Genomic DNA, 14,514 nt, shown 5'->3' on the forward strand with positions numbered 1-14,514 from the left:
ACTGACCCCGGATTTATTTGGGGCGGGGTGGACGGACTGCGGCGTCGGGCTGGCTTAGCTCGTCCTTGCGCAGCAGGCCGACGGCGGCCGCCACCGATTGCGCGACGTTGCGGACCTCCTGCTGGAATTGCTCGTCGCGGTCCAGCACCTCGTGACTTTCCGCGTAGCTTTCGTAATAGCCGAGGTAGCGGTCCAGCGCCGATTGCTTGCCGGCGTCGATCAGCCCCATCCAGTCGAGCCAGTCCGACAGGTTGCGGCGCAGGCTTTCCACGCCGGCCACGTCGCCGTGCACCACCAGGCCGTAAGTGCGCCCGGACAGGTGCTTGGGATAGTCCCAGCCCTTCAACTCGAGCGCCTTGGCCTCCTCCGCCTTTTTGCCGTGCGTGCTGGTCGGATCGGGATTGCCGCCGTCCGCACACACCAGCCGGTCGATCATCAGCTTGAGTACCGACGGCGCCTGGTACCAGTACGTCGGCGTGAGGATGATGACACCGTGCGCCGCCACCCATTTTTCGTAGATCTCCGCCATCCAGTCGTTCACCTGCCGCTCACCGTGGTTGGGATAGCAGCTGCACGGCCAGTGGCACAGCGGCATGGCGGTCGACACGCAACCCTTGCATGGGTGGATGTGCAGGTCATACGCAGAGGTCAGCAGGCTGAGATCGAGCACGTCGGCCTCGATGTTGGCCGCCTCCAGCACTTCCTTAGCCCACAGGCTCATGCGGTAGGTCTTGGAGATCTCGCCGGGACAACTGCCGTCGTTGCGCGCCGCGCCGATGATGACCAGCACCCGTGAGCGCGTTTGCGGATCTTTTTGCCGCTGCTCCGCAGCCAGCAGGCGGTCGCGAGTAGCTTTCCATTCCACCGACAGATCGTAGTCGGGATCTGCGAAACCTGCGCCCGCCTTTTGCGTGATCGGCGCCTTGCGGCCTGCATCATAGTTTTCCCACGCCACCTCCTCCACCTTCGCCAATGCATCCTTCACCGGCTCGAACGCCGGATCGACGAAAGACCGCATGAATTGCAGGTGGAATTCGTCCCGGCCCAGCGGCGCCGGCGCCTGCCCTTTTCTGATTTCTGTCATCACATTCTCCCGTAGTAAGCCAGCTTGGCACGGCCGAGCACCCTTCTCCGTTCGCTGACGCACGCTCCTACAAGGCCACGGCGCGTGCGCCTACTTTGTCTGCCGCTGGGGCGGCTTAGCATGTGCCTACAACCTCACAAGGAGACCCATCATGAGCCAATCAAACAAACCCAGCGAAAAAGGCTTCAAGCCCGGCGCCAACATGCCTAGCGAAGGCTATGATCCCAAGCGGCAAGGGATGTCGCAAAGCGGCAACCACGCCACCGGCGACGTCGCCAACGACACGCCCGGCAACCAGCAGCAGGTGCTGAAAGACGACCAACCAGCCCAGTCGGAACAGGCGCTGCGTCAGGATAACCAGAGCCGGGCCGATCTGCGCAACCAGCAAAGCGCTTCCGCTGCCGCCACCTCCGCCACGCACCGCGACAAGAATGCCGGCGCGCGCGGCGACAGCTACACCGACAACAACCGCTCCGACAAAAGCTGATTCCAGTTTACTGGACATGGATTTCCTGTAAAATGGAAATCCATGGACATCAACCTTTTGATCGCCCGCCGCGTGCGGGAACTACGCGATAGCCAGGGCCTCTCGCTTGACGCTTTGGCGACGCGCAGCGGCGTCAGCCGCTCCAATATCTCGCTGATCGAACGCGGCGAGAGCAGCCCCACCGCCGCCGTGCTGGATAAATTGGCCAGCGCGCTCGGCGTGGCGCTGGCCGCTCTGTTCGAGGACAAGGGTGCGCCGGAAGACGCGCCCTCGCCCCTCGCGCGCGTGGCCGATCAGCCGGTGTGGACCGATCCGGCCTCCGGCTACATGCGCCGCAGCCTGTCGCCCGCCGCCCCGTCGCCGCTGCAGCTGGTGGACGTGGTATTCCCCGCCGGCCAGCGGGTGGCCTACGACAGCGTGCCGCACAACGCCGACATCCATCAGCAGGTGTGGATGATCGAAGGCGCGATGGACATCAGCGTCGGCGAACAGCGCTGGCGCCTAGAGGCCGGCGATACGCTGGCCATGCGCCTCGACCGTCACATCGTCTACCACAATCTCACGGGCCAACAGGCGCGCTACCTGGTCGCGCTGACCACGCAAGCCATGCCGGCCGCGATCAGGAGAAACACATGAGCGCCTACATGAGCAACGGCATGCGCGCCGACACAGGCGCCAACGCGGTGGCCGGCGCACCGGCAATCGCCGTGCGCCGCGTCAGCGCGGAGGAAGCCCGGCTTGACGCCACGCGCGGCGAGCCGCTGGCCGCCGCACTCACCGACATCCTGATCAACTGCGTCGAAGGCGGCGCCTCGGTCAGCTTCATGCTGCCGTTGGAGCGCGCAAAGGCGCTGGCATTCTGGCGCGGCGTGCTGAAAGGCGCCGCGCGCAGCGAACGCGTGCTGCTGGTAGCGGAAACCGGCGACAGCCGCATCGTCGGCACCGTTCAACTGGTCACCGCCCAACCGGACAACCAGCCGCACCGCGCCGACGTCGCCAAGATGCTGGTGCACGGCGACATCCGCCGCCAAGGCGTGGCCGCACAGTTGCTGGCCGCCGTCGACCAGGCCGCGCGCGCGGAACAAAAATCCGTCCTTGTGCTCGACACCGTCACCGGCAGCGACGCCGAACGGCTGTACCAGCGCGCCGGCTGGCAGATGGTCGGCGTGGTGCCCAATTTCGCGCTGATGCCGGACGGCGCCTACTGCGGCACCACCTTCTTTCACAAACAACTGCCGGTGTAAAATGTCCCATGGCCCGATCACAACCTGAACACCGCGCCTGGGTGCGCATGCCATCCGGCCGCCGGCTGGACCTGCTCGATCCCACGCCCTTCGACTGGGACGACAGCGATCTCGCGCTCGGCCTCGCACGCACCTATCGCTGGGGCGGACATTCCGCCTGGCCATTGCCGCTGTCGGTGGCGCAGCACTCGCTCACCGTAATGCACGTGCGCGCCGCCGCCTGCGCCTCCGCCGGCCTCACGCTATCGCCCATCTCCGCCCTGCGCGAACTGTTGCACGACGCCGAAGAAGGCCTGCTCGGCTTCGACTGCCTGTCGCCGCTGAAGCCCTTCATGGGCGATGCCTTCCGAGCCCTGACCTTAAAACTGGAAGCCGCCGTCTTCCTGCGCTACGGCCTGCCGCACTGGACGCCCAAGGAGCACTCCGCCCACAAACTGGCCGACCGCCTGGCCGCCGCCAGCGAAGCGGTGCACGTAGCCGGCTGGTCGGCGCAGGAAGTCCAGCAAACCTTGAAGATCACCGTGCCACCGTTGAGCGACGATCCGCTGCACGCCATCTACGGTGGCACCGCCTGGGAACCATGGCCGCCAGCCCTCGCCGCCCTCCGCTTTCTGGAAGAGCTCGATAGGCTGAAAACGCAGGTATCATGATTCTTGTCTTTACAATCATTTACTAAAATTAACTTTTAATTCAGGCGGCGTTCCTGCAATCATGATTGCCTCGAAGCTCGCCACCATTAAGGAAACCCCATGCGTCACCGTATATTTGCTGCCGTCCTCCTCGCCTCCGCCATCGCCGGCTGCGCCGACATCCCTGTCCCGCCGCAAAGCTCGACCACCACCGTCACCTGCACCACCGACGAACCAACCACCGGTCAACGCGTGGGCAAGAAGCGCTGCAGCTGATTCCTTCCTATACCTTCGTATAACTATACGAATCGGGCGAGGTTGACGAGAATGCATTCATCAACCTCATCTGGAGCCCGACCATGCATACCGCCTCTATCGTCATCGCCGATGTTCACCCGTTGATCCGCGCCGGCATGGCCTCCCTGATTGAATCCGACGGCAAGTTCACGCTGCTCGGCCAGGCCAGCAACGGCAGCCAGGCCGTCGAGATGTGCGAACGCCTGCAGCCCGATCTACTGCTGATGGACCTGAATATGCCCGATTGCGACGGCGTCGAAGCCATCGGCCGCATCCGCGCCCATCAACCGGACGCCAAGGTCATCATCCTCAGCGGCCACGATGGCGAGGACGACGTCGACCGCAGCATGCGCGCCGGCGCCCACGCCTACATGCTGAAAAACGCCCCGCTGGCCGACCTGATGACCTGCATCCACGCCGTGCTCCAAGGCCGCAAGTTCATGATGCCGGAACTGGCGCTCAAACTCGCCAGCCGCATCCACGGCAACCACCTCACCCCGCGCGAACGCGACATCCTGGTGCACCTGGCCAGCGGCATGAGCAACAAGGTCATCGCGCGCGCCGCCGGCATCGGCGTCGGCACGGTCAAGTTCCACGTCAAGAGCATCATGGCCAAGCTCAACGTCTGCACCCGTACCGAAGCGGCCATGGTGGCGGCCAGGCGCGGCCTGGTGCACCTGAACTAAACGCGGCCGGCTTATCTTTAGGCGGGGGCGCCGCGCGCCGCCTTCCGCTACCATCGGCGATTCCCTTTGCAATCGAGGATCGCCATGAAATTACTACAGAAATTCCTGCTGGTCTGTGCCATCTGCATGCCATTGGCAAGCCACGCCGCCGCGCCCATGGTCCGCACGCAAGCACCCGGCTACTACCGCGTGATGCTGGGCGAGTTTGAAATCACCGCCCTGTCGGACGGCACGCATCCGTTCCCGGTCGATACGGTGATGACCAATATCTCGCCGCAGCAAGCCTTGCAAGACCTGGCGGACGCCGATCTGAAGCTGCCGCTTCAAGGGTCCATCAACGCCTTCCTGATCAACACCGGCGGCAAGCTGATCCTGGTCGATACCGGCGCCGGTGCGCTGTACGGAGATTGCTGCGGCAAACTGCTGGCCAATCTGCGCGCCGCCGGCTATCAGCCGGAACAGGTCGACGAAATCCTCATCACCCATCTGCACAAGGACCACGCGGGCGGTGCACCGCAATTTCCGAACGCTGTGCTGCGCATGTCGCAGGCCGAGGCCGACTATTGGTTGACGCCCGCCAACAAAGCCGCCGCACCGGAATTCCTGTCGACCTTCTTCGACGCCGCGCAAGCCGCCGTGGCGCCGTACAAGGCCACCGGCCGCTTCCAGCCTTACCAGCACTTCGGCCCACTGGAGCCCGGCATCCGCGCCCTGCCCGCTCCGGGCCACACGCCCGGCCACGCCGCCTACCTGGTGCGAAGCAAGACGCAACAGCTGCTGATCTGGGGCGACATCGTGCATGTGGCGCCGATCCAGCTGCCGCACCCGGCGGCCACCGTCAAATACGACAGCAGCGCCACCAGTGCACAAAGCACCCGTGCCCTACTGCTGCAACAGGCGGCCGCACAGCATTGGATCATCGCCGCAGCGCACATCGCCTTCCCCGGCCTTGGGCACATCCGCCAGCGCCAGGGCGAGTATCAATGGCTGCCGCTTAACCATGACGAGTCCCCATCGCCTCAGCCATAAGGGAGAGCTGGCCTTTTGGCAGGAGCCTTTCTATCGTGCGCTGCTTACACTGCACTCGCACTATCCATTCACCCACACAGGAGTACCCAATGTCCAATAGCAAACTGACGGTCGACAGCGTTACCACCGAAGACGGCACCCGCATCCACTTCAAAGACTGGGGCACCGGCCCGGCCGTCGTCTTCAGCCACGGCTGGCCGCTGCAGGGCGACGCCTGGGAAGACCAGATGATCTTCCTCGCCAGCAAAGGCTACCGCGTGATCGCCCATGATCGCCGTGGCCATGGCCTGTCGAGCCAGCCCTGGGGCGGCAACGATATGGATACCTACGCCGACGACCTCGCCACCCTGCTCAACGCGCTCGACATCAAGGAAGCCACCCTGGTCGGTCACTCCACCGGCGGCGGCGAAGTGGCGCGCTACATCGGCCGTCACGGCACCGCGCGCGTGGCCAAGGCGGTGCTGGTGGGCGCCGTGCCGCCGCAGATGCTGAAGACGGAAAAGAATCCGGACGGCCTGCCGCTAGCCGTGTTCGACGGCATCCGTGAAGGCGTGCTGAAGGACCGCTCGCAGTTCTTCAAGGACTTGACCATCCCGTTCTACGGCTACAACCGTCCGGGCGCCAAGGAGTCGCAAGGCGTGCGCGATACCTTCTGGCTACAGGGCATGCAGTGCGGCATCAAGAACGCGTATGACTGCATCAAGCAGTTCTCCGAAACCGACTTCACCGAAGACCTGAAGAAGATCGACGTGCCGACCCTGATCGTGCACGGCGGCGACGACCAGATCGTGCCGATCGGCGCCTCGGCCCACGCCGCCGTCAAGCTGGTGAAGAACGCCACGCTGAAGGTGTACGAAGGCGCGCCGCACGGCCTGCCGACCACCCACAAGGACCAGCTGAACGCCGACCTGCTGGATTTCCTGCAGTCGAAGTAACCCTATCGGGTAATCCGGCACCTGCAACTATGCCGGATTTTCTCCGCTGGCCCTATGCTGCATGATGCGTGCTGACCTAACACCATCGTGGATTGCCATATGGCCAGCCTTGCCCACCATCCGGACCTGCGTCCCGCCCGTATCAATGCGCTGGGCGAATTTGCCGCCTCCATCGCCCACGAAGTAAAGCAGCCGTTGGCAGCCGTCAAGCTCAACGCCGAAGCCTGCATGAAGCTACTGGAACTCGATCCGCCCCGCATCAGCGAGGCGTGCGCAGCCTTGCGCGTGGTGCTGCTGGCCAGCGTGGCCGCCGGCGACATGGTGCGCAGCCTGCAAGGCATGGCCTGCCAGAGCGCACCTCTCCACACCACCTTCTTCCTCGACGACGCCGTGCGCGACGTGCTGCAACTGCTGCGCGGCGAGCTGCGCCAGCACGGCATCGCCCTCCACGAACAGCTGACGCTCGACAGCGTCCAGCTGCAAGCCGACCGCGTGCAATTGATGCAGGTAATGATGAATTTGCTGATGAACGCCATCGAGGCGCTGAAGGAAATCGACGCGGAACGGCCCGTAGTCACGCTGCGCACGGCGCTGGTGGACGGCGCCGCGCGCATCTCCGTGGAAGACAACGGCCCCGGCATACCGGTCGCGCTGGCGCAGCGCATCTACGAACCGCTGTTCTCGACCCGGCCGGACGGCACCGGCATGGGCCTGGCGATCTGCAACAGCATCGTCCAGGCCCATGGCGGGCGCCTGTGGCACAACTCAGATCACAACGGCACTGCTTTTCACCTCAGCTTCAAGGAGTACACCTTATGGACCCCATCTCGATCCTGATCGCGGACGATCACCCCCTGATACTGGCCGGCTTGAGCACGCTGCTCGGCGCCATGCCGGAATTCCGACTGGTGGCGCAAGCGACCGACGGACTGCAGGCGGTGGCGATGTATCGCCAGCACCGGCCGGACGTGGTCATCATGGACCTCGGCATGCCACACCTGAACGGCGTCGACGCCATCGAACAGATCCGCGCCGAGGACGCCAGCGCCAGCATCGTCATCCTCACCACCCACCAGGGCGATGAAGACGTCTACCGGGGCTTGCGCGCCGGCGCCAAGGCCTATCTGCTCAAGGACGGCGCCACCGACCAGTTGGTCGATTGCCTGCGCACCGTGGCCAGCGGCCAGCAATACCTGCCCGCCGCCGTCGCCAGCAAGCTGGCCGAACGCAAGGCCGGCAACCAGCTGTCGCGACGCGAGCTGGAAATCCTGGCCCACCTCGCCACCGGCAAGAGCAACAAGATGATTGCGCGCAGCGCCGACATCGAAGTCGGCACCGTGAAATTCCACGTCAACAACATCCTGGCCAAGCTCAACGTTGCAAGCCGCACCGAAGCCGCCACAGTGGCGGCCCGGCGCGGCCTGCTCAGCGTGTTCTGATTACTTCGCCGGCACAGGAGCCAGCACCTTGTGGGTGCTGCTGGTGCGTTCCGGCGCCTTGTGCACCATGGTGTAGGCGTAGTCCACGCCCATGCCGTAGGCGCCCGAGTGTTCGCGCACAATAGCCATCACGGCATCGTAGGTTTCGCGGTGCGCCCAGTCGCGCTGCCATTCCAGCAGCACTTGCTGCCAAGTCACAGGAACGACGCCGGCCTGCACCATGCGCGCCATGGCCTGGTCGTGCGCTTCTTTCGAGGTGCCGCCGGAGGCATCGGCCACCATGTAGATTTCGTAGTCGCCTTCAAGCATCGCGCAAAGGGCGAAGGTGGTGTTGCAGACTTCGGTCCACAGGCCGGCCACGATCACTTTCTTCTTGCCGTTGGCCTTCAGTGCGTCGCGTACTTTCTGGTCGTCCCAGGAGTTCATCGACGAACGTTCCAGGATTTCCTTGTCCGGGAACACATCCAGCAGTTCAGGGTAGGTGTGGCCCGAGAAGGCTTCGGTTTCGACGGTGGTGATGGTGGTCGGAATGTTGAATACCTTGGCGGCCTTGGCCAGACCCACGGTATTATTCTTCAGCACCTGACGGTCGATCGACTGTACGCCGAACGCCATTTGCGGCTGATGATCGATGAAGATCAACTGGCAGTTTTTCGGGGTCAGGACTTCTAATTTAGGGTTGCTCATGATGGATTCCATTGGGTGTAAAGGAACCTCCATCTTAGGTCGCGCAACTGTGAAATACTACTCACCTAAATGTAGGCTTTCCACTCACCCCGCCTCTGCTAAGATAGGTTCACCATGAAAAAACAACTGACCGAACTGACCCGCGCCCTGCGCGACCTGCACAAGCAATTGATCAATCTGGAAACCCAGTATTTCGGCGCCGTCGGCAGCCCGCTGGAGCATTTGCAGCTGATCACCAATCACCCGCATTTCGCCTGGCTGCAAAAGCTGTCCGGCCTGATGACGCAAATCGACGAACGCCTTGATGAACCAGAGGAGATCACCAGCGCCGAGGCCAAGGCCTTCCGCCAGGCCCTGGAAATGCTGATCGGCCCGTGCGAGGAAGGCGACCAGGCTTTCCGCGCCAAGTACAACGCCTTGCTGCATGACGGCCCGGAACTGGTGATGGCCCACGGCGCGGTGCGCAAGCTGTTGTCAGGAATCTAATACGCGACAATTTTCTCACCAATAAGAGATAAGTCGGCGTATCTAAAGCGGTTTTTGCAGATATCCACATCAACTGTGGATAAGGGTGTGAATAAGCGCCACTTGACAGCCGAGAACGCCTTTAACGACGGGCGTTATAACAAATTGCCTAATCCACAGGCAGATTTTAAACCATTTAAAATCAAAGACTTAGAAAAAGTAAAAAGTCGCCACCCGGCGGCTTTTTCGCTTCTTGAAAAATAATTTTCTGTGCATAAGTGGGTAGAGCGGCACCGTTGTTTCGCCGCACTGCGAATTCTTTGACAAAAGTGCTGGCGAGGAATAGTGTCACTCTGAAGTTCGGACTGTTCGACTTACCTGGGACTTGATGCATGAATCAGAACGACGACGATACCGATTGGATGATAGAAGACGAAGCGCAGCCGGGCAGCCAGCCGCGCAACGCCGGCGCCAACGCGTCGGGGCCGCCGCCGTGGCGCGTACTGATCGTGGATGACGATGTCGATGTCCACGTGGTCACCAAATTTTCGCTCAGCAATGCCTGCTTCCTGGGGCGGCGTCTGAGCTTCCTGCACGCCTACAGCGGCGAGGAAGCGCTCAACGTGCTACGCAACACGCCGGACATCGCCCTGGTACTGCTGGACGTCATCATGGAGACCAGCGACGCCGGCTTGCATGTGGCGCGGCAGATCCGCGACCAGTTGCACAACAACCTGGTGCGCATCGTGCTGCGCACCGGCCAGCCGGGTCAGGCGCTGGAACACAGCATCATCCTCGACTACGACATCAACGATTTCTGGTGCAAGACCGACCTCACCACGCGCAAGCTGTTCACCACGGTGATTTCGTCGTTGCGGGCCTATGCCGGCCTGGAAGAGGCGCATCGCCGCACAGTGAGCCTGCAAGGGGAGCTGGAACAGGCGCAACGCCTGCTGGCCGCCGTGGATCAGCACGCGGTGCTGATGACGCTCGATGAGCGCGGCCGCATCGCCACGGTCAACGACAAGTTCTGCGCGGTATTCCAGTTCAGCCGCGAGGAACTGGTGGGCATCGATCCGCGCCTGCTGCATCCCACGCCCTATCCGCAGGACCAGCTGGCCGACGCCTTGCAGGCGCTGAAGGATGGCGAAGCCTGGACCGACGTCGTCACCGCCTGGCGGCGCGATGGCCAGGAAGTTCGCCTGCGCGTCACCGCAACCGGCGATGACGGCGGCACCATCATCGTCGGCAGCGTGTTGCAGGCGCTCAAAAAACCGCTTTAAGTTTCGCTTAAGTTACGGATCCATAAGCCTTTTTAGGGATATCCACACAAGCTGTGGATATCTATGTGGATAGACCCCCATTGACAACGCATACAGCCTGTAACGGCGCGGTTTTCTACAAACTGCCCATCCAAGAGGCAAAAATATTATGCTTTAAAATCAATGACTTAGATTATCACTGATTGTAACGAGAAAAGTTTTCAAAAAAATTCTTGCCAACATGATTTGTGCATAAGTAAACGCAGCGGGCGTATATCAGGGCCAAATCAGTGGGTCGATTTTCGGCGCTGATCGGGGTGCAATAGCACCCGTTCGATCACTTTCGGATCGACGTTGTGCGATTTCATATATTCGATCGCGCATACGGTGTTGAAACTCGACTGCACCGTGATACCGCGCTCCACCACCGCCCTGCTTTCTTCGTCGTGGCGCTGCTGGAACAACATGCTTTGCGGAGCCGATTCGAGGCTTTGAAGTTGCGTAACGTTCATCATGATCCCGGTTAAAAGTTGAGGGCTGCCGCCCGATCGTTGATGCGCTCAGGGAGTATGGCCGACGATGGGACAAAGTCAATGTCAGCCTCCTATCATTCCGCAATTAAACTTCCGTCGTTCTATAATGTGGCATGAACCCAGAAGCACCCCGCCCCCGCCCCTCTTCCCTGATGGATTTATTCGTTTCTTTTACGCTCCTTGCGCTGCAAGGCTTCGGCGGCGTGCTGGCGGTCGTCCAGCGGGAAATGGTCGAACGCAAGAAGTGGCTGACGCCGGAGGAATTCATTGAAGACTGGGCGGTGGCGCAGATCATGCCCGGTCCCAACGTGGTCAACCTGTCGCTGATGATCGGCGACCGCTACTTCGGCCTGCGCGGCGCGATGGCGGCGCTGGCCGGCATGCTGTGCGTGCCTTTGATGGTGGTGCTGTGCCTGGCGCTGCTGTACGCGCAATACGGCAGCCATCCGGGCGTGGCCGGCGCGCTGCGCGGCATGGCTGCGGTGACGGCCGGCATGATCGCGGCAACCGGCCTCAAGCTGGCCTCGGCCTTGCGCACGCACCCGCTGCCGCGCTGGCAGACCACGCTGATCTCGCTGGTCTGTGTCGGCTTTGTGCTGGGGCTGCGCATGCCGCTGGCCTACACCTTGCTGATCTTGGGCGGGCTGGGCTTTGCGCTGACCTACCGCAAGCTGAAAGGGCCATCGGCATGAGCGAGGCGCCTATCCATATCGTGCTCAGCTTCACGGATTGGCTGAGTTTGTTCGGGCACTACATGCTGTTGTCGCTGATGTCGATCGGCGGCGCGATTTCGACCTCGACCGAGATGCATCGTTATCTGGTGGAGGAACACCATTGGCTGACGCAGGCGCAGTTCAATAATGCGATTGCGATTGCCCAGGCTGCGCCAGGGCCGAACGTGCTGTTCGTGGCGCTGATGGGATGGAATGTGGGTTTGAATGCCGGCAGCTATGCGGCGGCGTTTGGCGGCGTGGCGGTCACGATGCTGGGGATTTTGATTCCGAGCACCACGCTGACCTATCTGGCGGCGCGCTGGGGACACAGGAACCGCGAACTGCTGGGCGTGCGCGCCTTCAAGCAGGGCATGGCGCCGGTAGTGGTGGGATTGATGATATCTGTAGGCGTGATCCTGGCGACCGCCAACGGCAATCCTGCGACGGACTGGCCGTTTTGGGCGGTGGCAGGGGTGGCCGGACTGCTGATCTGGCGCACGCGCATCCACCTGCTGTGGCTGTTGGCAGGTGGCGCGCTGGTCGGGTGGTTCCTGTAAGCGCAGCTTACTTGTTCTGGTAACCGCCGTAATATTTGACGGGACTCCAGGCCGGCTGCACTTCCAGCGCGGCTGGCGCAAGCTGCTGGTACTCCGGCGCCGCATACACCACCTTGCCATTGACGATGGTGAGGCTCGCCTCCAGGTTCTTGATCTTCTCCACATCCATGGTGAAATAGTCCTGCGGCAGGATCACCACGTCGGCGTACTGGCCTTTGGCCAGCGTGCCTTTCAGCTTCTCCTCACCGCTCATCCACGCGCTGCCCGACGTCATCAGCTTCAGCGCCTGGTAGCGGCTCAGCACGTCCTTGTCCTGCCAGATCTTCAAACCGCCGGCGGTCTTGCCGCTCACCGCCCAGTAGATCGACGGCCACGGGCCATAGCTCGACACGCGCGTGCCGTCCGTGCCCAGGCCGACCGGGATCTTCATCTCCAGCATCTTCTTGATCGGCGGCATCTGGCGGGTCTGTTCGCCGTACTGCTTCCAGTACAGCTCGCCCTGGAAGTACATGCGGTCCTGCACCGCAATGCCGCCGCCCAGCGCCTTGACGCGCGCCAGTTGCTTGTCGCTGATGGTCTCGGCATGGTCAAAGAACCAGCGCAGGCCGTTCAGCGGCAGTTCTTTGTTGATCTTCTCGATCACCGCCAGATCGCGGTCGATGCTTTCGTCATAGGTGGCGTGGATGCGGAACGGCCAGCGATTCTTGATCAGCAGGCGCAGCACCGGCTCCAGCTCGCTCTCCATGTGCGACGGCATTTCCGGACGCGGTTCCAGGAAGTTCTCGAAGTCGGCCGCACTCCATACCAGATTCTCGCCGCCGCCCTCGGTGTTGTAGCCGTTGGCGTAGAACAGGTGGTCGTTCTTGTCCGGCTTGGTCAAGGTCAGCCAGCGCTGGTAGTCTTCCAGCTCCTTGCCCGGCTTTTGCGCGAACAGGTAATAGGACGTGCGCACTGTCAGCTTGCCGTTTTTGGCCAGCTCCAGGCTGACCGCGTAATCGTCGGGATAGGCCTGGCCGCCGCCGCCGGCGTCAATCGCGCTGGTCAGGCCGAGGCGGTTCAGCTCGGTGTAATACTGCAGGGTGGAATTCAGTTGCTGCTCACGCGGCAGCACATTGGTCTTGGCCAGCGTGGTGTACAGGATCATGGCGTTCGGTTTGGCGATCAGCTTGCCGGTCGGCTTGCCGTCCGCGCCCAGCTCGACCACGCCGTCCTTGTACTTGGTGTCGGCGTTGTAGCCCAGCGTTTCGATGCCTTTTTTATTCAGGAAGCCCAGGCCGTAGAGATACAGCAGGAACACCGGCTTGTCCGGCACCGCTTCGTTGATCTCTTCCAGGGTCGGCAGGCGCTTCTCTTCGAACTGGAATTCGTTCCAGCCGCCCACCACTTTGACCCAGGCGCCGTCCGGCGTGCGCGCGGCCTGTTCCTTCAGCATTTGAAGGGCTTTCTTCAGCGAGGTCACGCCGTCCCAGCGCAGTTCGGCGTTGTAGTTCAGGCCCTGGCGGATGACGTGCAGGTGCGAGTCGTTGAGGCCGGGGATCACGGTCTTACCGGCGGCGTCGATGACTTGCGTGTTGGAGGATTTCAGTTTCAGGATCTGGGCGTTGCTGCCCACGGCTTCAATCTTGCCGTCCTTGATAGCGAGGGCTTGCGCATACACGCCCTCTTTGGTCATGGTGGCGACCTTGCCGTTGGTGATGATCAGATCGGTGGCGGTCGCGTTGGCGGTGAACGCGCAGGCGATGGCCGCCGCGAATGCAAGCTGCGTCAATTTCATGAACTACTCCTGAAAAATAAAACCGGCGCTGACTCGATAAATATCGCTGCAGCGCCGGTGGTGGTCAGAGAATTGAGCGAGCTCAGTTCCCGTGTATTAGTCCTTGATGGCTTCTACGGCGAAGGTCAGGGTTACGTCGTCGCCCACGTGTGGAGCGTATTTGCCGGCGTTGAATTCGGTGCGCTTGATGGTGGTCGAAGCGTTGGCGCCGCAAGCCAGTTTCTTCATCATTGGGTGGTCCATGCACTGGAAGTGGGTGATGGTCAGGGTCACTGGCTTGGTCACGCCCTTGATGGTCAGGTTGCCTTCAACCGTCGATGGCACGTCGCCCTTGAAGTTGACCTTGGTCGACTTATAGGTGATGGTTGGGAACTTGGCGGTGTCGAGGAAATCTTCGCCCTGGATGTGGCCGTCGAACAGTTTCGAGCCGGTGTCGACCGATTTGGTGTCGATGGTGGCTTCTACCGAGCCGGTCTTGGCGGCGCGGTCCAGCGTGATCTTGGCGGTGGTGTTGTTGAAGCGGCTGGTCTGGTTCGAGTAGCCGAAGTGGCTGTAGCTGAAGCTGGAGAAGGTGTGGTTGGCGTCCGAGGTGAAGCTCTCAGGAGCAGCAAATGCGGACAGGGAAACACCAGCGGCGAGCAGCAGGGCAATAATTTTTTTCATTTGGAAACTCCTAATGTGGTGAACAAGATT

Annotated in this window: 20 protein-coding genes; 15 read left to right on the plus strand and 5 right to left on the minus strand. The window is 62.0% G+C overall.

All coding sequences use genetic code 11. The features are described 5' to 3' along the window. Positions 1–13: 13 nt before the first annotated feature. A complete protein-coding gene (locus tag ACXZ1M_RS01365) occupies positions 14–1,084 on the minus strand; it encodes a flavodoxin family protein (protein WP_459051446.1) in 1,071 nt (356 codons plus the stop codon). 151 nt (positions 1,085–1,235) lie between these two features. Between ACXZ1M_RS01365 and ACXZ1M_RS01370 the strand changes: the two genes are divergently transcribed. From ACXZ1M_RS01370 to ACXZ1M_RS01415, 10 genes are all read left to right on the plus strand, one after another. Further along, positions 1,236–1,571, plus strand: a complete 336-nt coding sequence (locus ACXZ1M_RS01370; RefSeq protein ID WP_459051447.1) for a hypothetical protein — start codon at positions 1,236–1,238, stop codon at positions 1,569–1,571. Between the two features lie 42 nt (positions 1,572–1,613). Further along, positions 1,614–2,207: a helix-turn-helix domain-containing protein gene (locus ACXZ1M_RS01375; protein ID WP_459051448.1), complete on the plus strand. Its 594-nt coding sequence runs from the start codon at positions 1,614–1,616 to the stop codon at positions 2,205–2,207. Positions 2,208–2,227: 20 nt separating this feature from the next. After that, complete coding sequence (locus ACXZ1M_RS01380; protein ID WP_459053954.1) at positions 2,228–2,815, plus strand: GNAT family N-acetyltransferase; 588 nt, start codon at positions 2,228–2,230, stop codon at positions 2,813–2,815. Between the two features lie 8 nt (positions 2,816–2,823). Continuing rightward, the gene (locus ACXZ1M_RS01385; RefSeq protein ID WP_459051449.1) at positions 2,824–3,465 is read left to right on the plus strand and encodes a phosphohydrolase; all 642 of its coding nucleotides are present in this window, start codon (positions 2,824–2,826) and stop codon (positions 3,463–3,465) included. 99 nt (positions 3,466–3,564) lie between these two features. Further along, on the plus strand, positions 3,565–3,720 hold the full coding sequence (locus ACXZ1M_RS01390; protein WP_459051450.1) for a hypothetical protein: 156 nt from the start codon (positions 3,565–3,567) through the stop codon (positions 3,718–3,720). Between the two features lie 83 nt (positions 3,721–3,803). Beyond that, the gene (locus ACXZ1M_RS01395; protein WP_459051451.1) at positions 3,804–4,427 is read left to right on the plus strand and encodes a response regulator; all 624 of its coding nucleotides are present in this window, start codon (positions 3,804–3,806) and stop codon (positions 4,425–4,427) included. A gap of 84 nt (positions 4,428–4,511) precedes the next feature. After that, a complete protein-coding gene (locus tag ACXZ1M_RS01400; protein ID WP_459051452.1) occupies positions 4,512–5,456 on the plus strand; it encodes an MBL fold metallo-hydrolase in 945 nt (314 codons plus the stop codon). Between the two features lie 89 nt (positions 5,457–5,545). Beyond that, entirely contained in the window at positions 5,546–6,391 is an 846-nt protein-coding gene (locus ACXZ1M_RS01405; protein WP_459051453.1) for an alpha/beta fold hydrolase, read from the plus strand. A gap of 99 nt (positions 6,392–6,490) precedes the next feature. After that, positions 6,491–7,228, plus strand: coding sequence for a sensor histidine kinase (locus tag ACXZ1M_RS01410; protein ID WP_459051454.1), 738 nt, complete (start codon positions 6,491–6,493; stop codon positions 7,226–7,228). Then, positions 7,207–7,830, plus strand: coding sequence for a response regulator (locus ACXZ1M_RS01415; RefSeq protein WP_459051455.1), 624 nt, complete (start codon positions 7,207–7,209; stop codon positions 7,828–7,830). The genes ACXZ1M_RS01410 and ACXZ1M_RS01415 overlap by 22 nt, the downstream gene beginning before the upstream one ends. Here the strand turns inward: ACXZ1M_RS01415 and ACXZ1M_RS01420 are convergent, their stop codons facing one another. Then, a complete protein-coding gene (locus ACXZ1M_RS01420; protein WP_459051456.1) occupies positions 7,831–8,517 on the minus strand; it encodes a hydrolase in 687 nt (228 codons plus the stop codon). 114 nt (positions 8,518–8,631) lie between these two features. Between ACXZ1M_RS01420 and ACXZ1M_RS01425 the strand changes: the two genes are divergently transcribed. From ACXZ1M_RS01425 to ACXZ1M_RS01435, 3 genes are all read left to right on the plus strand, one after another. Next, positions 8,632–9,003, plus strand: a complete 372-nt coding sequence (locus tag ACXZ1M_RS01425; protein WP_459051457.1) for a hypothetical protein — start codon at positions 8,632–8,634, stop codon at positions 9,001–9,003. An 87-nt stretch (positions 9,004–9,090) separates the two neighbouring features. Further along, positions 9,091–9,246, plus strand: a complete 156-nt coding sequence (locus tag ACXZ1M_RS01430; protein WP_459051458.1) for a hypothetical protein — start codon at positions 9,091–9,093, stop codon at positions 9,244–9,246. Positions 9,247–9,374: 128 nt separating this feature from the next. Beyond that, on the plus strand, positions 9,375–10,265 hold the full coding sequence (locus tag ACXZ1M_RS01435) for a PAS domain-containing protein (protein ID WP_459051459.1): 891 nt from the start codon (positions 9,375–9,377) through the stop codon (positions 10,263–10,265). A 266-nt stretch (positions 10,266–10,531) separates the two neighbouring features. On the opposite strand, the gene ACXZ1M_RS01440 is transcribed toward ACXZ1M_RS01435, so the two are convergent. Beyond that, the gene (locus ACXZ1M_RS01440; protein ID WP_459051460.1) at positions 10,532–10,759 is read right to left on the minus strand and encodes a hypothetical protein; all 228 of its coding nucleotides are present in this window, start codon (positions 10,757–10,759) and stop codon (positions 10,532–10,534) included. Positions 10,760–10,929: 170 nt separating this feature from the next. On the opposite strand from ACXZ1M_RS01440, the gene ACXZ1M_RS01445 reads away from it, so the two are divergent. Together ACXZ1M_RS01445 and ACXZ1M_RS01450 are read left to right on the plus strand one after the other, a co-directional pair. After that, entirely contained in the window at positions 10,930–11,469 is a 540-nt protein-coding gene (locus ACXZ1M_RS01445; RefSeq protein ID WP_459051461.1) for a chromate transporter, read from the plus strand. Then, positions 11,466–12,047 carry a chromate transporter gene (locus ACXZ1M_RS01450; protein ID WP_459051462.1) on the plus strand — a complete coding sequence of 194 codons (582 nt, stop codon included), beginning with the start codon at positions 11,466–11,468 and terminating at the stop codon, positions 12,045–12,047. The genes ACXZ1M_RS01445 and ACXZ1M_RS01450 overlap by 4 nt, the downstream gene beginning before the upstream one ends. A gap of 7 nt (positions 12,048–12,054) precedes the next feature. Here ACXZ1M_RS01450 and ACXZ1M_RS01455 read toward each other — a convergent pair whose 3' ends face one another. Further along, on the minus strand, positions 12,055–13,821 hold the full coding sequence (locus tag ACXZ1M_RS01455; protein ID WP_459051463.1) for an amidohydrolase: 1,767 nt from the start codon (positions 13,819–13,821) through the stop codon (positions 12,055–12,057). Between the two features lie 96 nt (positions 13,822–13,917). After that, positions 13,918–14,484 carry a YceI family protein gene (locus ACXZ1M_RS01460; RefSeq protein WP_373987533.1) on the minus strand — a complete coding sequence of 189 codons (567 nt, stop codon included), beginning with the start codon at positions 14,482–14,484 and terminating at the stop codon, positions 13,918–13,920. Positions 14,485–14,514: the final 30 nt, after the last annotated feature.

The organism is Duganella paludis (assembly GCF_054461335.1).